Source organism: Paenibacillus campinasensis (assembly GCF_002272015.1).
GTDB lineage: Bacteria > Bacillota > Bacilli > Paenibacillales > Paenibacillaceae > Paenibacillus_AQ > Paenibacillus_AQ campinasensis.
Genome location: NZ_NPBY01000044.1, coordinates 40,398 through 59,728 on the forward strand (window position 1 = coordinate 40,398; position 19,331 = coordinate 59,728).

Annotated in this window: 19 protein-coding genes; 6 read left to right on the forward strand and 13 right to left on the reverse strand. The window is 56.0% G+C overall.

All coding sequences use genetic code 11. From position 1 onward, the window contains the following. The first annotated feature begins 219 nt into the window (after positions 1-219). The 5 genes from CHH67_RS13860 (at position 220) to CHH67_RS13880 (ending at position 4,173) form a co-directional block, all read left to right on the forward strand. The gene (locus CHH67_RS13860; RefSeq protein WP_095265789.1) at positions 220-1,248 is read left to right on the forward strand and encodes a glycosyltransferase family protein; all 1,029 of its coding nucleotides are present in this window, start codon (positions 220-222) and stop codon (positions 1,246-1,248) included. After that, on the forward strand, positions 1,245-2,528 hold the full coding sequence (locus CHH67_RS13865; protein WP_244908194.1) for a glycosyltransferase family 2 protein: 1,284 nt from the start codon (positions 1,245-1,247) through the stop codon (positions 2,526-2,528). Before CHH67_RS13860 ends, CHH67_RS13865 begins: the two co-directional genes overlap by 4 nt. 13 nt (positions 2,529-2,541) lie before the next feature. After that, positions 2,542-3,549 (forward strand): polysaccharide pyruvyl transferase family protein, encoded by a 1,008-nt coding sequence (locus tag CHH67_RS13870; protein WP_095265790.1) that lies wholly within the window; start codon positions 2,542-2,544, stop codon positions 3,547-3,549. A gap of 34 nt (positions 3,550-3,583) precedes the next feature. Then, a complete protein-coding gene (locus CHH67_RS13875; protein ID WP_230875665.1) occupies positions 3,584-3,901 on the forward strand; it encodes a hypothetical protein in 318 nt (105 codons plus the stop codon). A 68-nt stretch (positions 3,902-3,969) separates the two neighbouring features. Beyond that, a complete protein-coding gene (locus tag CHH67_RS13880; protein WP_095265791.1) occupies positions 3,970-4,173 on the forward strand; it encodes an LSm family protein in 204 nt (67 codons plus the stop codon). Positions 4,174-4,281: 108 nt separating this feature from the next. On the opposite strand, the gene ftsY is transcribed toward CHH67_RS13880, so the two are convergent. From ftsY to CHH67_RS13940, 12 genes are all read right to left on the reverse strand, one after another. Next, positions 4,282-5,277 (reverse strand): signal recognition particle-docking protein FtsY, encoded by a 996-nt coding sequence (gene ftsY, locus CHH67_RS13885; protein WP_095265792.1) that lies wholly within the window; start codon positions 5,275-5,277, stop codon positions 4,282-4,284. Positions 5,278-5,315: 38 nt separating this feature from the next. Next, positions 5,316-8,885 (reverse strand): chromosome segregation protein SMC, encoded by a 3,570-nt coding sequence (gene smc, locus CHH67_RS13890; protein WP_095265793.1) that lies wholly within the window; start codon positions 8,883-8,885, stop codon positions 5,316-5,318. Positions 8,886-9,154: 269 nt separating this feature from the next. Continuing rightward, on the reverse strand, positions 9,155-9,853 hold the full coding sequence (gene rnc / locus CHH67_RS13895) for a ribonuclease III (RefSeq protein WP_095265794.1): 699 nt from the start codon (positions 9,851-9,853) through the stop codon (positions 9,155-9,157). Between the two features lie 12 nt (positions 9,854-9,865). Continuing rightward, complete coding sequence (gene fabF / locus CHH67_RS13900; RefSeq protein ID WP_095265795.1) at positions 9,866-11,104, reverse strand: beta-ketoacyl-ACP synthase II; 1,239 nt, start codon at positions 11,102-11,104, stop codon at positions 9,866-9,868. A gap of 151 nt (positions 11,105-11,255) precedes the next feature. Beyond that, a complete protein-coding gene (gene acpP / locus CHH67_RS13905; RefSeq protein ID WP_007132116.1) occupies positions 11,256-11,489 on the reverse strand; it encodes an acyl carrier protein in 234 nt (77 codons plus the stop codon). Positions 11,490-11,594: 105 nt separating this feature from the next. Further along, positions 11,595-12,341 carry a 3-oxoacyl-[acyl-carrier-protein] reductase gene (fabG, locus tag CHH67_RS13910; protein WP_095265796.1) on the reverse strand — a complete coding sequence of 249 codons (747 nt, stop codon included), beginning with the start codon at positions 12,339-12,341 and terminating at the stop codon, positions 11,595-11,597. 48 nt (positions 12,342-12,389) lie between these two features. After that, a complete protein-coding gene (gene fabD / locus CHH67_RS13915) occupies positions 12,390-13,322 on the reverse strand; it encodes an ACP S-malonyltransferase (protein ID WP_095265797.1) in 933 nt (310 codons plus the stop codon). Between the two features lie 36 nt (positions 13,323-13,358). Then, on the reverse strand, positions 13,359-14,348 hold the full coding sequence (locus CHH67_RS13920; protein ID WP_095265798.1) for a beta-ketoacyl-ACP synthase III: 990 nt from the start codon (positions 14,346-14,348) through the stop codon (positions 13,359-13,361). An 8-nt stretch (positions 14,349-14,356) separates the two neighbouring features. Next, a complete protein-coding gene (gene plsX / locus CHH67_RS13925) occupies positions 14,357-15,343 on the reverse strand; it encodes a phosphate acyltransferase PlsX (RefSeq protein ID WP_095265799.1) in 987 nt (328 codons plus the stop codon). Continuing rightward, positions 15,340-15,933: a transcription factor FapR gene (fapR, locus tag CHH67_RS13930; protein ID WP_095265800.1), complete on the reverse strand. Its 594-nt coding sequence runs from the start codon at positions 15,931-15,933 to the stop codon at positions 15,340-15,342. Before fapR ends, plsX begins: the two co-directional genes overlap by 4 nt. Positions 15,934-16,110: 177 nt before the next feature. Next, positions 16,111-16,284, reverse strand: coding sequence for a 50S ribosomal protein L32 (gene rpmF, locus CHH67_RS13935; RefSeq protein WP_006211382.1), 174 nt, complete (start codon positions 16,282-16,284; stop codon positions 16,111-16,113). Positions 16,285-16,338: 54 nt separating this feature from the next. Beyond that, positions 16,339-16,848 (reverse strand): YceD family protein, encoded by a 510-nt coding sequence (locus CHH67_RS13940; protein WP_095265801.1) that lies wholly within the window; start codon positions 16,846-16,848, stop codon positions 16,339-16,341. A gap of 139 nt (positions 16,849-16,987) precedes the next feature. Here CHH67_RS13940 and CHH67_RS13945 point away from each other — a divergent pair, with 139 nt between their 5' ends. Further along, complete coding sequence (locus tag CHH67_RS13945; RefSeq protein ID WP_095265802.1) at positions 16,988-18,223, forward strand: nucleotidyltransferase; 1,236 nt, start codon at positions 16,988-16,990, stop codon at positions 18,221-18,223. On the opposite strand, the gene CHH67_RS13950 is transcribed toward CHH67_RS13945, so the two are convergent. After that, positions 18,213-19,253, reverse strand: coding sequence for a SepM family pheromone-processing serine protease (locus CHH67_RS13950; protein ID WP_095265803.1), 1,041 nt, complete (start codon positions 19,251-19,253; stop codon positions 18,213-18,215). The two genes, CHH67_RS13945 and CHH67_RS13950, sit on opposite strands and share 11 nt — an antisense overlap. Positions 19,254-19,331: the final 78 nt, after the last annotated feature.

Here is a 19,331-nt window from a genome sequence, read left to right on the forward strand (position 1 = left end):
CAATGCCAGCAAGCGGTCCGGCCCCTGAATGCCGTAAGTTCGGGTGACGTAACCCCGCCTCCACTTCGTCTCCCTGGAGCATGTCACTGGACCGGGGATGGCAGTACCGTATGTTATTCCCGGGAGATTGACCATTTTTCATAAAAAGGTGTATCCATCCAATTCTATAAAGCTAGCAGCGCATATACTGCCTCAGAACCATGAAAGGAGGCAATCTGCTTGGCTGTCATCATCTACCCGAAAACGATGAACTGGTCTTATATGAAACAAAGACCGCAGCAGCTCATGACTCAGCTAGGCTCCCTCGGGCATCAGGTCTACTTTGAGAATCTGGCCCCCATGGATCGGGAGTTTCAGGAAGTCGAACCGAATGTTTATCTGTTCACAGATACAAAGGCCTTTTTGCACCGCAAGCTCCCGGAGCTTCGCAAGCAGCACCCTGTCGTCGTCTGGACGACATGGTCGAAGCTCAGAACCCGCATTGCGACCGTGTTCAATCCGGATGTGACCATCTATGACTGCTGTGACGAGTTTCCGCAGTGGGCCAAATATGAGCATAAAATGGTCCAAGCTGCCGACCATGTCGTGTGCACCGCCGAGACCATTCATGCCCGGCTGTCTCTGGCCTATCCGGAGAAGCCAATTACGCTCATTCCGAACGGAGCGGACGACGCTTTTTTCCGCATTCCCGACGGCGAGCGTCCTGGTGATCTGCCACCTGGACCTGTCGTAGCTTATATAGGCGCATGGGCTTATTGGGTGGACCATGCGCTGTTTGCGAAGCTGGCTGCCCGCTTTCCCGGCGTCCAGTTCATATCGATCGGCGCCCCGTACGGGACATCCGCCGATTATTCACAGCTGCCGAATGTGTTTATTCTTGGCGAGAAGCCCCATCACGAGCTGAAGCGCTATCTGCCGCATATCGACGTTGCGCTTATTCCATTCCAGTACCATCCGATCACCCTTGCCACCAACCCGGTGAAAGCCTATGAATATCTTGCTGCCGGCGTCAGAGTGCTGTCGACGGCACTACCCGAATGCATTCTGATGGAACCCCATGTGACAACGGCAACGACCCATGAAGATTATATCGCTAAGCTCGCCGCCATGCTGAGCGAGCAGGATTCCGCGGAACGCAGGCAGGCGCGGATTGCCTATGCCCGCCAGCATCGCTGGGTTGAGCGCGGCATTGCCGCCGACCAAGTGATCCGCCAAGCGCTGGAAGCCAGGGGCAGCCGCTTCCCATGATGAACAGCTGCAGCAGGCTGATTAGCAGACCGGGCGGCTTCACGCCTCAGGATACGGCTGCTTACCGGCAACGGCTGCTCGAAGAAGCGCTGCACAGCCGCAGTGAATGGCTGCGCTGGGATAATGGCAGCGTACTCCTGGACCGCCATGCCGAAGTCCACTTTCCTGGGAAACTCCCCGGCCCGGCGGAAGCGGTCTGTATGACCCTGAATAAGACGCCGCTCTACTGGCGTAGGTGCTGGCTGATTGAGCGCCTTCGATTGTGGAACAGCCGGCTTCCTGCTGCAAGATTTCTGCCCTTTGATCTTATGCCTGCGGACAATCAGGCTATGCTGGAGCTGGGCGCTCCCCCACCGGCCGGGATGAACGAAGAGGGCCTGACATCGCGGCGGAGAGGCCACGGCCACAGGAAGCACTCTGCCTTTCTGCCAGCAGGCGGACACCCGCAAGAGCTTGGCCATATCCTGCCTGTGCTGCAGGCAGCTTCCGCATTCAATGCCCAATCCATCGGGACGGCGGATAAGGCTGGACGCCCCCCTTCCGTCTCGGTGCTGATGAGCGTTCACAATATGCAAGATACCCTTGGCTGGAGCATCCGATCCGTTCTCGCCCAGACGATGCCCGACTGGGAGCTGCTAGTGGGGGACGATGGATCCACCGATGGCAGCAGTCTGGAGGCGATGTTCTATGACGACAGCCGCATCCGCTGCTTCTCCTATGCGAGAAACCGCGGCAAGGCCTCGGTCATGAGAGGTCTGCTCAAGGAGGCAAGGGGGCGCTATATAGTGGAGCTTGACGGAGATGACTGGCTGTCTCCTGAGGCGCTCTTCCAGCTGAAGACAGCGCTGGACGAGAATCGCGCCGCCGGGATGGCCACCGCTTGCTGCGGGCTGTGGATACGCAGCCGGTCGTTTGGCCCGCTATGGAAGGGCACTGTAGATTCATCCCGGTGGCTTCATCCGGATGGCAAGCTCCAATCCGCAGACAGCGGTGCGCCTCCGCTGGTGCCGCGCATGTACCGCAAAACAGCGCTGGAAGCGGTTGGGGGCTGGTATGCGCGCGAGGATCTTTTGGGCCGGATTTTTGAAGATATCGATCTGACCCATCGGCTGCTGCGCCAATCCCCCCTCGCTTGGACGCCCGGCGTTCTGTATCACCGTGTCCTTCACGGCAGGAGCATCAGCCAGCAGCATCGCGACCTCTTCCCTCTGTGGAGAAAGTTTCACTCGTGCCCAGACACGAAGGGGCTAGAAGCTCTGCCGATAACAAATGACCCCTAGGAGGTGAGACGATATGCACATTGCAGCCAGCGGATATTATGGCATGGGGAATTTCGGCGATGACCTGTTCCTGCATACGTTTCGGCAGCTTTTCCATGGGCATCATGTATACCCGTGGCAAGCCAAGCTGGACCCGGACCAAGCCGACGCGGTCATTATCGGTGGCGGCGATTTGATCACGCCGTATTCCTTTAACCGCTACTACTTCCCGTCCCCCCTGCAAGGACGGCCGACGTGGGTGTACGGCGTAGGCATCGTCGACGCCTATCCCGAGCATACCTGGCCCGAGCGTGAGGTGGCCGCTTACCGGGAATATATATCCAAGGCTAAACGAGCCGTCTTCCGGGATTCACAGTCAGCCGATATCGCCGCCAGGGCGAAGCTGCACCTCCAGCCGGAGGTAGCCCCCGATATTGTGTTCGGTTATCGCGAACCGCAAATTCCGGTAAGACGCTTCTCCCATCGGCCCACGATCGGCGTGGTCGTGTTCTCGTATGATTCCTTTCCGATGGACAATATGACCCAGCTGCTCGCCCATCTATCAGCTCAAGGCTATCATGTGGTGCTCATCCCGGTTATCCACCACCCCGGCAATGCTTTTGCCGATTACAGCACCTGTCTTCAGCTTCAGCAAAATGTCAAAAAATATGCGCCTGCTGCCTCCATCGAGACACTCCCGAATCTTGCGGATACCGAGCTGACCTATTGTATGATCCAATCGGTAGATTACTTGATATCCTTCAAGCTCCACCCTTCCCTGGCCGCCCTTCGGGCAGGCGTTCCGGTACTGGCTCTAAGCACGATGGGAAAGGTGCGGAACCTGCTCGGTTCGCTTGAACTCGGCTCTTATTTCACCCCTTATGATCTCCCGCTGGAAGTGCTGATAGAGAAAGCCGAGCACTTTCTGAAAGCTGCCCCGGCCGATGTGGAGCGGGCGCTGCCGTTAATCCGGGCAGCAGAGAACCGCAGCCGGGAAGCGCTGCAGATGCTGAGAGAGCAGATGGAAGGCAGCTTTGGTTGATAATGACAGCGATTAGCCAGAAAGGAGTATGATTATGTGCTTTCTTTTTCATGGACGACTTCTGTCCCGCATCAAATCTCTATCAAGACAGGTGGAGCTGCTTAGCAGCCAGACCGGTGATTTGACGCAGCGGGTGGAGCAGCTTGAGAGCCAGCTGCGCACAGGACTGATTCTGAATCCGGAACTGACCCGTTTTTTTGAAGTCAGAACCGGCCAGCAAGTAAGGGTGAATACGACCTTTGTCACACTGGAAGGCATCGTGCTCGCCACGGCGGAGGACGGCGTTCAGCTTCGCGAATCGTCAGGCGATATCGTGCTGATTCCGTTTGCCAGCATCACGTCGGTCCAGTGACAGGGTTAAGCGGTGCGTAACCCAACGAATCCGAACGTAATCGTTTCATAAAAGGAGGCAAAATCAGTATGAGTTACACAGATTGGCTTCGGGGCTTTGTCGGTTCCGAAACAGAGGTAGCTGTATCCGGGGACGTGATCATCGGCACGCTGACCGAAGTAAACGACACCACGATCATCCTGAATGTGCCGCCGGTCATTTACGGCCCGCCTACGGACACAGCTGTCATCCCGCTGCAGGCCATTGAATTCGTACGGATCGTGTCCTCATAATATCGGGATCCTATCCTGTTTAAAGCAAAAGCGCAAGCCAGGGGCTGTCTATCGCCCGCTGCTTGCGCTTTTTGTATATCGTGTAATGGGGTTGAAGACCGGGGCTGCCTATGCCTCGGCATTCGTTTCTTCTTCCTTGATCAAGCCGGCAAACAAAGCATGAACGAACTGCTCCGAATCAAACGGCTGCAGATCCTCCTTCTTCTCTCCGAGCCCCACCAGCTTCACCGGGAGATCCAGCTCCTGACGAATCGCGATCACGATGCCTCCCTTGGCTGTACCGTCCAGCTTGGTCAGCACGAGTCCGGTGACTCCGCTCTTCTCCCCGAACAATTTGGCCTGGCTCAGCGCATTTTGCCCAGTCGTTGCATCCAGCACCATCAACACCTCATGCGGCGCACTCGGAATTTCACGCTGGATGACCCGGAAAATTTTGTTAAGCTCCTCCATCAGATTCGTTTTGTTCTGGAGGCGTCCAGCCGTATCGCACAGCAGCACATCGACCTGACGCTGCTTCGCCGCCTGCACCGCATCAAACATAACAGCCGCCGGATCGGAGCCAGGCTGCTGCTTGATCACTTCCACACCTACGCGCTCGCCCCAAACCTCAAGCTGTTCAATCGCGCCCGCGCGGAAGGTATCCCCTGCCGCCAGCAGCACTTTCTTGCCTTCCTGCTTGTAACGGTGAGCCAATTTCCCGATCGTTGTCGTTTTGCCGACACCGTTAACGCCGACGAACAGAATGACAGTAATGCCATCCGGATTGCTGCGCAGCTCGCTGCTGCTGTCATCCCGGAGCAGATCCATCAGCTTCTCGGACAGCACTGGCTGAAGATCAGCAGCGTCCTCGATCCGGCGCTTTCTCACTTCATCGCGCAGCTCGTCCATCAGATTCATCACGGTGTTGACGCCCACGTCCGCCCCGATCAGAATTTCCTCCAGCTCCTCGTAGAACTCCTCATCAATCTTCTTGCGGCGAATTACGAGATCGGACACCTTCTCGATGAAACCTTTGCGTGTCTTCTCCAGTCCGTCGCGGAACTGTTTTGTGACGGTTTCCGTTTTGCTAGAAATGCTTTCTTTTAACTTTTTGAAAAAGCTCATAGGCTCCCTCCATGTTCCTCTATATTTATATCACGCCGTCAGGCGATCTCTGCTTCTTCATTCTCCAGTTTAACCGATACGAGCTTGGATACGCCGCCTTCCTCCATCGTGACCCCATACAGGACATCGGCTTCTTCCATCGTGCCTTTGCGGTGGGTGACCACGATAAACTGCGTTTGCTCCGAGAATTCGCGTAAATACTGGGCGAAACGGACGACGTTCGCCTCGTCCAGCGCCGCCTCCACCTCATCGAGCACGCAGAACGGCACCGGCTTGACCTGCAGGATTGAGAACAGCAGCGCCATCGCCGTCAACGCCCGCTCACCGCCGGACAGCAGCTGCAGGTTCTGCAGCTTCTTCCCTGGCGGCTGAGCAACGATATCGATGCCTGTCTCCAGCAGATGATCCGGATCATTCAGGATCAGATCCGCCCGTCCGCCGCCGAACAGCTTGCTGAACACCGTTCCGAATTCATGGCGGATCGCATCAAAGGTTCCTTTGAAGCGCTTGGACATTTCGTCATCCATTTCCTTGATCACCTGGTACAGCGTCGTTTTTGCCTCCACCAGGTCGGCCTTCTGCTCGCTCAGGAACTGATAGCGCTCGTTCACCCGCTGGTATTCCTCAATCGCCCCCAGATTGACTTCGCCCAGGGAGGAAATGGAACGCTTAAGGTCCCGCACCTCATTCTGCGCCGCCGGCACATCCTCCGGCACCGGATAGCGCTGTTTCGCCAGCTCATAGCTCAGCTCGTATTCCTCGCTCAGCTTTCTCAGGATGTTCTCAAGCTCAACATCAAGCCGGTTTACGCTAATTTCGGTTTGCCGGAGCTGGTCGTCCACCGCTCTCAGCTGGGTGCGCTGCTCCTTCGTCTCGCTCTCCGCCAGCTCCAGCTTGCGGCTGAGGGACGCCCGGGATGCCCGCTTGAATTCCAGCTGCTGCGCAGCCTCTTCCTTCCGCAGCTTGTAGGTGTTCAGCTCCTCAATCTGCTTGACGCTCTCCGCCTCGTTCTGCTCCAAATCAGCCTGAACGGAAGCGAGCAGCGTCCGATTCTGCTGCTGCTCCTTCTCATGATTGTTCACATCGGAGCGCAGCCGCTTCAGCTGGTCTTCCAGCGAGAACTTCTCCTGGTCCAGCTTGCCCTCGCGAACCTTCAGTTGGGTCAGCTGGCCCTGGAGCTCTTCCTTCGCCGATTCATTGGCTTTGCGGGCAAACTCGGCAGCCTGAATCGCCTGTTGGGTCGCCTTCTCTTCCTCCTCCAGCTTCAGCAGCTGCTCTTCTGCTTTGACGCGGCTTTCCTGAATTTCCTTGGCCTCCAGCTCGAAGCTGCTCTTCTCGGCCCCGGCCAGTTCCGCCTGCTCTGTAACATGGCGCAGTTCATGCTCCAGCTGCTTGAGATCGCCAGCTGCCTGCTGCTCTTCCAGCCGCTTGTCATCCCCAGCCTTGCGAAGCTCGTCCAGCTTGTCCTGCGACGCGGTCATCTGCGAACGCACCTGCTCAATTCCTTTGCGAAGCTTATCCAGCTGCTTCTCGGTTTCTTGGATCTCCTGATCGAGCTGGTCCAGCTGGCGTTTACGCCCGAGCAGATTGTTGTTTTTCTTATGCTGGCTGCCCCCGGTCATGGAACCGCCTGCATTAACCACATCTCCCTCGAGCGTAACGACGCGGAAACGGTAGGAGAAGCGCGCTGCAATCCGGTTCGCCTGCTCCAGCGTCTCGGCAATGACCACATTGCCGAGCAGGCTGCCTACAATGTTGCTATATTTCGGATCATACTGCACCAATTCCGAACCAAATCCGATGAATCCAGCTTCCCCTTCGGCAAGCGAACGGTCGGAAGCCGATACGGTCCGCGGCCGGATCACATCCAGCGGCAGGAACGTGGCACGGCCCAGCTGACGCTGCTTCAGGAAAGAGATCGCCTGGCGCGATACAGCCTCGTTATCCATAACGATATGCTGAACGGAAGCGCCAAGCGTGGTTTCCATCGCAAGCTCCAGCTTCTCGGGAACGCGAATCAGCTCCGCCACCGCGCCGTGGACACCATGGAGTACCGATTTGCGCGCGGCCTTGAGCACTTCCTTGACGCCCAGCATAAACCCGTCAAAGTCGTCCTGCAGCTCCTTCATCGTATCGCGGCGGGAAATCTGCGCCTCCCGCTTCTGCTCCCATTTGCGCAGCGTTCCCTGCGTCTCCTCCAGCAGCTTCTGCAAGGACTGATAACGCTCGCTCTCGGTAATGTAGGCGCCGCGAAGCTCCGCAATCTCCTTGCCGAAGCGCTCCACACGGCGAACAATATCCTCCTTGCGGCGCAGCAGTTCCTCCTTCTGGCTTTCCCATTTCCCGGATTCCTCCTGGGCCCGGTTCATCCGCCGCTCCAGTGCCTCCTGCTGCTGATCCGCATATCGTATTTCGTTGCGAGCTTGAGCCATCCGGTTCATCAGCTCAAGCAGATTGCCCTTCAGGCTCTCTTCCTGCTGCTGGCTGATGCCCCCGGTTACACCGACCAGCTTCGCTTCCTCGGCCGAGAGCTGATCTCTCACCTGGGCCAGCTCCTGCTGCAGCTCCTGCAGCTTGCTTTCCATCGCGGACAGCTCCTGCTGACGCTCGGTCAGGCGGGAATCGCCGGTGTTCAAGCTCTGCTCCAGCTGCTCTTTCGTGCGCTCCAGATTCCGGCGCCGCTCCTTCAGCACCTCGCCATAGCCCTCGCTCTTCTCGAAAAGCTCGCTGTACTGCAGCAGCTCGTTCTGAATCTGTTCAATCTCCGTCTCCAGCTGCCGCAGCGCTGAGCGGTCGCTCTCCAGCTTCGCGTCATGCGCCGACACGACGGTTGAGAGCGCCAGCTGTTCCTCTTTCAGCTTCTCCAGCTTCGCACTCTCTTCGCTCCAGGAGGAGTGAATCTGTTCGATCTGGTGCACATACAAGGAGATTTCCTTGTGCTTCAGCTGTTCCCGAAGCTCCTTGTAGCGAATCGCCTTCTCGGACTGATCCTTCAGCGGTCCGATCTGGTCCTCAAGCTCCGTGACCAGGTCATGAATCCGCAGCAGATTCTGCTCGGTCTCCTCCAGCTTGCGGACCGACTCCTTCTTGCGTGATTTATATTTAACTATGCCGGAGGCTTCCTCGAAGATGCCGCGGCGATCCTCCGAACGGGTGCTTAAAATCTCTTCAATCCGGCCTTGTCCAATGATGGAATATGCCTCTTTGCCTATCCCGGTGTCCATGAACAGCTCGGTAATGTCCTTCAGCCTGCAGGACTGCTTGTTAATAAAATATTCGCTGTCGCCGCTGCGATGGACGCGTCTTGTCACTGTCACTTCATTGAAATCAAGCGGCAGCGCATGATCCTCGTTGTCCAGCGTCAGCGACACCTCACCGTAATTGACCGCCTTGCGGGCGTCACTGCCGGCGAAGATGATGTCCTCCATCTTGCCTCCGCGGAGGGACTTGGCGCTCTGCTCCCCCAGCACCCAGCGGATGCCGTCGGAGATATTGCTCTTGCCGCTGCCGTTCGGGCCAACCACGGCCGTGATTCCCCGAACAAACTCCATCTCGGTTTTGTCGGCAAACGATTTAAATCCCGCTAATTCGATCCGTTTCAAAAACATATTCCAGCACTCACCTCTTCCGATATTGTACCACAAGTAGAAGCGGCTTCACTTCCTAGTTCCTATATCGTTCATCTAACCCGAACCTATGAATTTAGCCATACGCTTCCTTCATATCCAGCTTCTTCGGAACCGCCGGCCCAATATCGGTTTCATCTATTTTCTATTTATCGCCAGACAACGAAAAGAGCAAAAAACAGTCACTCTCAAGGTCCGGTAATCCGCCTGACTGCTCTTTGCTCTTTGTTTGTCCTTCACCATAGCGAAGCTTAGGCATCCGCACGTTTCAGCCGCTTCAGCGCTAACGCCGCTGCCTGCTGCTCGGCTTCTTTCTTGGACCTGCCGCTGCCGCGTCCAAGGCAATCGCTTCCCATGTAAACCTCCGAGACAAACTCCCGCTCATGTGCCGGTCCTCGCTCCTCGACAATACGATACTCCAGTGCGCCCATGCCGTGATGCTGCGTTAATTCCTGAAGCTCGGTCTTGTAATCGCTCATCTGCGGCCGACCGTTGACGGTCACCGAAGGAAAGACGTGTTCGCTCAGAAACTGGCGAACCGCATCCAACCCCTGATCCAGATATAGCGCACCCACAAAGGATTCAAATACATCGGCCAGAAGGGCCGGGCGGGTTCTGCCGCCCGTCATCTCCTCGCCCTTGCCAAGAAGAACATATCGACCAAAGTCCAGACCGACGGCAAACTGAACCAGTGAAGGCTCGCATACAATAGCAGCTCTCAGCTTCGTTAATTCGCCCTCCGGCCGATCCGGATAAAGGTTGTACAAAAATTCGCTGACCGTCAGCTCAAGCACGGCGTCGCCAAGAAATTCGAGACGCTCGTTATCCTGATTCTGACTATAGCGATGCTCATTGACATACGATGCGTGGGTAAAGGCCTGCTTCAGCAGCATTGCATTGCGAAACCGGATTTGAAGTTTGTGCTGTAACTGCTTCAGATCTCCACTCAACACACTTTCCCCTTACTCGGCGTATTTTTTTAGAATAATCGTTGCATTGTGACCGCCAAAGCCAAATGAATTGGACATCGTAATGTTCAGCTCGGCTTTCCGCGGCTTGTTCGGAACATAATCCAGATCACATTCCGGATCCTGATTCTCCAGGTTGATCGTCGGTGCAATCATCTGATGCTTCAAGCTGAGTCCGCAAATGACCGCTTCCACACCGCCGGCTGCGCCGAGCAAATGCCCGGTCATCGACTTGGTCGAGCTGACCGCTACCTTGTAGGCATGATCCCCGAGCGCCGTCTTGATAGCACGGGTCTCGGAACGGTCACCGACCGGCGTTGACGTGCCGTGAGCGTTAATATAGTTCACTTCCTCCGGCGCGATGCCGGCATCGCGAATTGCCATCTTCATGCAGCGCGCTGCTCCGTCCGGATCAGGCTCTGTAATATGATAAGCATCTGCGCTCAGTCCATAGCCTGCAACCTCGGCGTAGATGGTCGCTCCCCGCTTCAATGCATGCTCCAGCGATTCTAGCACGAGCACGCCCGCTCCTTCACCCATGACGAACCCGTCGCGACCGGTGTCAAACGGCCGGCTCGCTTTCTCCGGCTCATCGTTGCGGGTCGACATGGCCCGCATGGCGCAGAAGCCAGCCATACCCGTCGGACGGATGGTCGCCTCCGCTCCTCCGCAAATCATGACATCGGCATCTCCGCGCTGAATAAGGCGGAATGAATCCCCGATGGAATGCGTGCCTGTCGCACAAGCCGTCACTTGTGTCGTGTTCGGGCCTTTGGCTCCCAGGTTAATCGACATCTGGCCGGAAGCCATATTGGCAATCATCATCGGGATGAAGAAAGGGCTTACCCGTTTCGGGCCTTTCTCCAGCAAAATGTTATGCTGATCCTCCCAGGTTCCGAGTCCTCCGATCCCTGATCCGATCGATACGCCCACGCGCTCGGCATCGGCATTCTCACCGATCTTCAGCCCGCTGTCCTCCAGCGCCTTCACACCGGCAGCCACCGCCAGCTGGACGAACCGGTCCATCTTGCGTGCTTCCTTACGATCCATATATTCTTCAGGATTGAAATCCTTCATTTCTGCAGCGATCTGGGTCGTATATTCGCTGACATCAAACGATTCAATGCGCGATACGCCCGACTTGCCTTCCATCAAATGATTCCAAAAGGTATCCAGGTCCTGACCTAAGGAGGTCATGACCCCCATTCCTGTTATGACCACTCGTTGCTTCAAATCAAGCTCACCTCTATGTGGACTGTCTATGATCTGCGGCTGAACAGCCGCAGATAAAGACAGCAATAATCTATCATTTGCTGCAATTGGATATGCAGTTGAAATGTGGAGAAGTCCCGCCTTGCTAAAGAACGGGACTTACTGTTAAGACTTAGGTATGAGATTGTATGTAGTTTACAACTTCACCTACGGTCGTAATTTTCTCCGCATCTTCATCAGAGATCTCCATATCAAACTCATCTTCCAATTCCATTACCAATTCAACTACGTCGAGAGAATCAGCTCCAAGGTCATCTTTGAAAGATGCTTCTAGTGTTACGTCGGCTTCGTCTACACCCAGGCGGTCGACAACGATGCGTTTCACGCGTTCCAGTACATCGGACATCCGGCTCACCTCCTCTTGGTAATTATACGAGATATGATTTCAAAATGCCATAGAATGCATTTGAAATCGATAGTACAGCTTTCGCCATGTATAAGTCTTCCTAGATTACATATACATGCCGCCGTCTACATGAAGAACTTGCCCTGTCATGTAGGCTGCTCCGGAGGATGCCAGAAATGCGACTACCTTGGCCACTTCCTCAGGCTCGCCCAGGCGGGCGAGCGGGATGCCGCCAAGCAGCTGCTCTCTCATCTCCTCCGGGAGCTCGCGGGTCATATCGGTGTCGATAAAGCCCGGAGCTACGGCGTTCACCGTAATCCCCCGGGACGCCAGCTCTCTGGCAGCCGACTTCGTCAGGCCAATGACGCCGGCCTTGGCAGCGACATAGTTCGCCTGGCCGGGATTTCCGAGCGCCCCGACGACGGAGGAAATGTTGATGATACGGCCGTAACGCTGCTTCATCATCGGACGGGTTACCGCCTTGAGACAATTAAACACGCCCTTGAGATTCGTCTCGATCACCTGATCGAATTCCTCTTCCTTCATGCGCATGATTAAATTGTCCCGGGTAATCCCCGCATTATTCACCAGAATATCAATTCGACCAAAAGCGTCCAATACCTGCTTGATCAATTCATCCGCTTCCACAGTCTGGCCGACGTTCGCTTTCAGGGCGACGGCCTCGACGCCCTTGGCGCGGATCTCCTCAACCACCTGAGCTGCAGCCGCTTCGCTTCCGGCGTAATTCACCGCCACATTCGCTCCAAGATCGGCCAGCGCCAGCGCGATGCTCCGCCCGATGCCGCGTGAAGCTCCTGTCACGAGTGCAGTTTGTCCTTTCAACTCGTTCATGCTGCTCCTCCTCTCCGGCGTTTGTTATTTCATCCAGTCTGTCCATTTTTAAGCAAGTGATGCCAACTTGTCAATGCCCTCAAGACTATTTATTTGAATCGTGCTGACCGACTTGTCGATTTTCTTGATCAGTCCGCCAAGCACATTGCCTGGGCCAATCTCAACAAACGTGTCCACGCCCTGGCTGATCATCCACTCCACGCTGTCCTGCCACAGCACAGGGGAATACACCTGCTCGACCAGCAGATCGCGAATCGCACCTGCCTCGGTAACCGGACGTGCAGTCACGTTGGCCACAACCGGTACAGCCGCTTCTTGGAAGGAGGCTTCCTTCAGCTTATGTGCCAGCCGGTCCGCCGCTTCCTTCATGAGCGACGAATGGAACGGCCCGCTGACTTCAAGCGGGATCGCCCGCTTGCCGCCCGCTTCCTTCACTCGTTCCGAAGCCGCTGCCACCCCTTCGGCTGTCCCGGAAATGACGATTTGCCCCGGGCAGTTCATATTGGCAAGCTCCACGAGCTGTCCGGCATCCGATATGCTGCGGCACAGGCCCGCCAGCGCTTCCCGGTCTGCACCGAGAACCGCCGCCATCGCGCCGCGGCCGCCTGGAACGGCAGCTTCCATATATTCTCCTCTTGCTCTGACAATCGCTACAGCTTCCTCAAAAGTCAGCACACCTGCACAGACGAGAGCGCTGTATTCGCCCAGGCTGTGTCCGGCTACATAATCGGGGTTCAGCCCCTTGGCACGGAAAGCCTCCAGATAAGCGATGCTGGTCGTTAACAATGCAGGCTGGGTATTGGCGGTCTGCTTCAGATCCTGCTCCGGCCCCTCGAAAATGATCGAGCTGAGCGAGAAGCCAAGCTTCTCATCCGCCGTTTCAAAAATGTGACGGGAAGAGGGAACCGCATCAAATGCGTCCTTCCCCATTCCAACAGACTGCGCGCCCTGCCCCGGAAAAATAAAAGCTGTTTTCCCCAAGTGTACAGCCCCTCTCTTCACCATTATCGTTATGATTTACCAAACTAATACCGATGCGCCCCAAGTCAAGCCACCGCCGAAGCCGACCATCAGCACGGTGTCGCCTTCTTTAATGCGACCGGTCTCCTGGGCTTCCACAAGCGCAAGCGGAACCGACGCGGCCGAGGTGTTGGCGTATCTGTCCACATTGATGACCACCTTGTCCTCCGGCAGCTCCAGGCGCTCCATGGCGGAATTAATAATCCGAATATTTGCCTGATGCGGTATGAACAGGTCGATATCCTTTTTATCCACGCCTGCCTTCGACAGCACCTTCTCCGTCGCGGTGCCCATCACACGGACGGCAAACTTGAACACTTCGCGGCCATTCATGTAGATGTAATGCTTCTTGCTTTCCAGCGTCTCCACAGACGCCGGCAGCCTGGAGCCGCCCGCTTCGATATACAGATGGGCCCCGCCGGCGCCCTCAGCTCCAAGATCAAACGCTTTGAAGCCGCGTCCTTCTGGCACCTCGCCCACAATCACCGCTCCAGCACCGTCACCAAACAGCACGCAGGTGTTGCGGTCCGTATAATCGGTAATGCGGGACAAGCAATCCGCACCGATCACTAGCGCATTGTTATACATTCCCGTCTGCACAAAATTCGTTGCTGTCGCAAGGCCGTACACAAAGCCCGAGCATGCGGCCGAAAGATCAAAGGCCGCCGCCTTTTTCGCGCCCAGACGGTCCTGAATCAGACAGGCAGTGGAAGGGAAAGCCATATCCGGCGTGATCGTCGCTACGATAATCAGGTCCAGATCCTCCGCAGACATGCCGGCCGACTCCAGCGCATTCAGCGCTGCTTTGTAAGCCAGGTCGGAGGTCGCTTCATCCGGCGCGGCAATGTGCCGCTCGCGGATCCCCGTCCGGGATACGATCCATTCGTCGCTCGTATCTACAATCTTCTCCAGATCCTGATTGGTCAAAATTTTCTCAGGTACATATTTGCCGGTGCCGATAATGCCAACCGAACGCAATTTGTTCATTTCCTCACTCACTTCCCGCTGATTTCATTCGATATGCTCTCCACAAGCTTGCTTGACACTGCGATTCTCGCTTGCCGCACCGCGTTCTTGATGGCGCCGGCGTCCGAAGAGCCGTGACCCTTCACAACCAGGCCCGAGAGCCCAAGCAGCGGCGCGCCGCCATGCTCCTTATAATCAAGCGTGGACTTCAGGCTGCGAAGCTCGGGCATCATAAGCGCCGCAGCCAGCTTCGTTTTGAGCGACTGGGAGAACTGCTCCTTCAGCAGGGAGAACAGCGCTCCTGCCGTGCCCTCGATCGCCTTAAGCAAGATGTTGCCCGCAAACCCGTCGCATACGAGCACATCGCATACGCCGTCCATCACATCCCGCGCCTCCACATTGCCGACGAAATGAATCGGCAGCTGTTCAAGCAGCGGATACGCCTGCTTGGTCAGCTCATTGCCTTTGCCTGGCTCGGTTCCGACATTCAGCAGCCCTACCCGGGGCTTCGCGATGCCGTGCACCTTCTCCCGATACAGGCTTCCCATAAGCGCAAATTGCTGCAGATGCTCCGGCTTGGAATCCATGTTCGCACCCAGATCAAGCGCCAGCACGCCCTTGCCGTCAAGCGTTGGGATGATCGGAGCCAGCGCAGGCCGCTCGATCCCCTTCATCCGCCCGACAACGAGCAGCCCGGTCGTCATCAGCGCGCCCGTATTGCCAGCCGAAATCATGGCGCTGGCCTCTCCGTCACGAACCATCCTGCCGGCCACGACCATCGAGGAATCCTTCTTTCTGCGAACAGCCTTTACCGGCTCGTCCTCCGCCTCAATGACTTCGCTGGCATGGACTACGGACAGATTCGACGGACGATCCGTCAGCAAAGCCTCGATCTGCTGCTGGTCTCCTACAAGCACAATCTCGATATCCTGCCATTCCCGGGCAGCCGACAAAGCACCCTCCACATTGCTGCGGGGAGCGTTGTCACCGCCCATAGCGTCAATGACTATCTTCATTGCCGTCTTCCTCCTTCATTGATGTCAGTGCCTTCCGATCGATAAATGATGAAGTTCCCCTGGAACACCATTTCATCGGCGACATAAGTGAACACCTCGACCTTGGCCTTCCCCTTCAGTTCCGGACTGGAACGAACATAAGCCTTGGCAATGCACTTCTCTCCGAGATGAACCTGTCTCAAAAACCGGATATCCGCCGAGGAGGTCAGGGCGATTTCATCATTAATGACGGCAACAGCCAAGGAATTAGCCTGTGCAAAAACATAATGTCCGCGCGCGATCCGGGTTTTGCTGAACACATGCTCTTCACGAATCTCGAATATGGATATACCGCTCTTGTCCAATTGCAAATCGACGACATCTCCGATCACTTCCTCCAGCGACAGGGAGCGAACCTGATCGAAGGAATGTTCGGCCATCTGCTTCATCCGTTCGCGAAGCTCGGGAATGCCAAGCTCCATCCGGTCAAGGCGGATCGTCTGTATGCTAACTTTAAGCTGGCGAGTCAACTCACGGTCTGTTACAAAGGGATTCTCGTCGATCAGCTGGAGCAGCCGCTGGTGACGGTCTTTTTTCGATAAACGGTCGATGACGAAACAACTCCTTCTAGCCGTAATATAATCGCCGTGCTTATGATTTATGTATGATTAGGCGTAAATATTAGAACCTGGTACTAAAATATAAGTATAAAGGATATCCCGTCAAAAAGAAAGTAGAGCGGCAAAAAAAATAGCACCTCACCAAAGATGAAGTACTACTTATAAAAATTATTGTTTGATAATCTCTCTTGCTTTATACGTTCCGCACACTTTGCATACGCGGTGAGCAAGCTTCAATTCTCCGCACTGCTCGCATTTCACCATTCCTGGCACCGCCAGTTTAAAGTGAGTACGACGTTTGTCACGACGTGTTTTGGACGTTCTGCGTTGAGGTACTGCCATGTTCCCACCTCCTTAATCAGGTCAACCCGCATTCACGGGGCTGTTATTCCATTATCATTTAAAAAAGTCCTTCAGCCCAGCCAGCCTCGGGTCGATCACTTCCGTATCGCAATTGCAGGAGCCTTCGTTCAGGTCTTTGCCACAGCTTGGACAAAGCCCCTTGCAGTCCGCGCTGCAAACCGGAGCTAGCGGTAGATGGAGAAGGAACGCTTCCTCTACATACGGGGTGAGATCCACACTCTCGCCTGTCACATATATAGTATCATCGTCATCAGCCTGAACAGCTTCAGGGTCCTCCACCGGCTGGAATACTTCATGAAAAGGGATGTCCAGATGTTCGCTGACCGGCTTCAAGCAACGGGAGCATTTCAGCTCCAGGCCGCCATGCAATCGTCCGCGAACCTCCACCGAGCCTGCGACGGATGGCTTCGCCATCAGCTCAACCTCAAGCGGCTGAACGGACGCGATATCCTTCCGGCCTTTGACGGCACGGCTTACATCCACGGTTTGATGGAACTGTAACGGGTGATCGCTGGTTGTCAATTTTCGAAATTGAATAAGCATATCCATCACTCCAAACAAACAAAAATTATTATACCGATTCCGTCAGACTTTTGTCAACACCGATCGGTGGTTGTCGCAACGTTATTTTTGCAGTAACCCCTGCAATTTATGATATATTTTTAGCAAGGAGTTGTCGTCTATGAAAACCGTTGGCATTGTTGTTGAATATAATCCGCTGCATAACGGGCATGTCCTGCATTATGAACGATCCAAAGCGCTTACCGGCGCGGACGCCGTTGTAGCCGTCATGAGCGGCCCGTTCCTGCAGCGGGGCGAGCCCGCCATCGCCAGCAAGCGGGCCCGAGCTGAAATGGCGCTCCGCATGGGAGCCGATCTCGTCATCGAGCTCCCCGTTGCCTATGCGGTGCAGCCTGCGGAATGGTTCGCCCACGGGGCCGTTGCTTTGCTTGCTGGCACCGGCGTCGTGGACAGCCTCTGCTTCGGCTCCGAAAGCGGCACGCTGGAGCAGCTGCTTCCGCTCGCCAGGCTGCTGGCCCGCGAGACGGAACAGCTGCAGGCCGAAATGGCGAACAGGCTGCAGCAGGGAGACAATTTCCCTGCCGCATATGCCGCGGCCGCGGCGGCTGTGTTCGCTCAAGGCGAACATGATGCTGAATCACTCAGGCAGATGCTCGCCAGGCCGAACAACTCGCTTGGGCTGCATTACCTGATCGCCTTGGAGCGTCTTAAGGCAAGCATCAAGCCCTACACCATCCCGAGGGAGAGTGCCCAGTATCACGATCAGGTACCCGGGTCAGCTTCCATCGCCAGCGCAACGGCGATCCGCAGGCTGATTCTGACCGAAGGCCTCCAGGCCGTTTCTCCTTATATACCCGAATATACCCTCGATATTCTCGAACGGGAGATGGAGAACGGACAAGCGCCTATGCACTGGGAGCGATTCCGTCAGCCGCTGCTGCAAACCTTGCTCACCCGCGGTCCGCAGCAGCTGGAGACGCTGCATGAGGTAACCGAGGGCCTGGAGTTCCGCATTCGGCGCCAGCTGCCCCGTCTGGCCGAGCCGACCGTTGAGGCGCTGCTGGACGCCTTGAAAACGAAGCGCTACACGCGCACCAAGCTTCAGCGCATGCTTGTCCATGTCATGCTGAATCATGGCAAAGCCCGGATGAGCCGTTCCGCTCTAGCCGAAGGCCCCGGCTATCTTCGCATCCTCGGCTTCTCTTCCACCGGCAGAGCGCTGCTGAAGCGAATGAAAAAGACGGCCTCACTTCCGGTTGTCATGAAGCCGTCCGCTTTCGAGCATCCTCAGCTTGATCTGGATCTGCGCGCCGCCGCCGTGTATGCGGCAGGCTGCCCGCAGCCCCTGCTGGGACAGCTGTACAGCGATTACCTGCTGCCGCCGGTTACGATTTAGGCGGCAGCCCCTCCAGGTAATCGACAGCATCCTGCAGCCGGTCCACAGGGACCAGTTCCATCGTGGTGCCGATCCGGTCAGCCCGCTGCTTCGCCTCATCATAATTTTTGCTCGGAACGAGGAAGATATCCGCCCCGCGCCGATCTGCAGCCACGACTTTATGCTTCACGCCTCCGATAGGCCCCACATTCCCGTCTTTGTCAATCGTGCCCGTGCCGGCCACGAGATAGCCTTTGGTCAAGTCGCCTTGAGTCAGCTGGTTGTAAATCTCCAGCGTAAAGATCAGACCCGCTGACGGACCGCCGATATTCGTGTCGGCAAAGTGCACGATATACTCGGGGCTTTCCGGTTCCACCTTCTGCATCGTGGCGATCATCACCCCAAGACCCGGACGCTCCGCTCCCGTGTTGCTGTCCTGAATCGCCACAAGCGGAACCTCGCCGCTTACCTTTTTCCCCTTGCGCTCCAGTTCAACCTGAACCCGGTCGCCAACCTTCTTCCCCTTCAACAGCGCCATCAGCCGTTCATTATCGGTTGCCGGATCGCCGTCCACAGACAGCAGCTTATCACCCGGCCGAAAGAAATCCTTGTTCTCCGCATGATCCGGGATCGACAGCACAAATACATACTCAGGCTCGATCGTGTAATCGATGTCCGCCTCGCCATATGCCGCCTCCATCGCGGCCGACTGGGATGAGTTCATATAGTATACCTGGGTCGCCGTATATTCTTCCCTGCTCTGGTCCCCCATTCGCTCCGCTTTCTGGACAACCTCGGCGTTAGGGTTGAATGCGGACATCATCAGCAGCCAAATATTCGCATAAGTCGCTGACACCGTGGTCATCATGAAGGTTCCCTCTTCTTCAGGATCGCCCTGCTCCACGCTGATCATGGGGCGAACCTCCTGCGCGCTTCCCGGCTGATAGATAAGATACGGCGTCGGCATATAAACGACAACATAGAGCATAATTCCGACCACCAGCAGGTATAAAACAACTTTTAAACCACTTGTTTTTACTGTCTTATTCATGATCCATTCTTCCCTTTCGCCTTAAATCGCTCCGGTTCCATCGAGGATGGTCTGATGATTGTCCCCTTCGCATAAAGT

Coding starts and splice junctions, on each gene's coding strand:
- acpP (WP_007132116.1), bottom strand. CDS start 11,489: ATGTCCGATGTACTGGAACGCGTGAAACGCATCGTTGTCGACCGCCTG.
- fabG (WP_095265796.1), bottom strand. CDS start 12,341: ATGAACGAGTTGAAAGGACAAACTGCACTCGTGACAGGAGCTTCACGC.
- CHH67_RS13865 (WP_244908194.1), top strand. CDS start 1,245: ATGATGAACAGCTGCAGCAGGCTGATTAGCAGACCGGGCGGCTTCACG.
- plsX (WP_095265799.1), bottom strand. CDS start 15,343: ATGAAGATAGTCATTGACGCTATGGGCGGTGACAACGCTCCCCGCAGC.
- rpmF (WP_006211382.1), bottom strand. CDS start 16,284: ATGGCAGTACCTCAACGCAGAACGTCCAAAACACGTCGTGACAAACGT.
- CHH67_RS13945 (WP_095265802.1), top strand. CDS start 16,988: ATGAAAACCGTTGGCATTGTTGTTGAATATAATCCGCTGCATAACGGG.
- smc (WP_095265793.1), bottom strand. CDS start 8,885: ATGTTTTTGAAACGGATCGAATTAGCGGGATTTAAATCGTTTGCCGAC.
- CHH67_RS13950 (WP_095265803.1), bottom strand. CDS start 19,253: ATGAATAAGACAGTAAAAACAAGTGGTTTAAAAGTTGTTTTATACCTG.
- ftsY (WP_095265792.1), bottom strand. CDS start 5,277: ATGAGCTTTTTCAAAAAGTTAAAAGAAAGCATTTCTAGCAAAACGGAA.
- CHH67_RS13940 (WP_095265801.1), bottom strand. CDS start 16,848: ATGCTTATTCAATTTCGAAAATTGACAACCAGCGATCACCCGTTACAG.
- CHH67_RS13870 (WP_095265790.1), top strand. CDS start 2,542: ATGCACATTGCAGCCAGCGGATATTATGGCATGGGGAATTTCGGCGAT.
- CHH67_RS13920 (WP_095265798.1), bottom strand. CDS start 14,348: ATGAACAAATTGCGTTCGGTTGGCATTATCGGCACCGGCAAATATGTA.
- CHH67_RS13880 (WP_095265791.1), top strand. CDS start 3,970: ATGAGTTACACAGATTGGCTTCGGGGCTTTGTCGGTTCCGAAACAGAG.
- CHH67_RS13875 (WP_230875665.1), top strand. CDS start 3,584: ATGTGCTTTCTTTTTCATGGACGACTTCTGTCCCGCATCAAATCTCTA.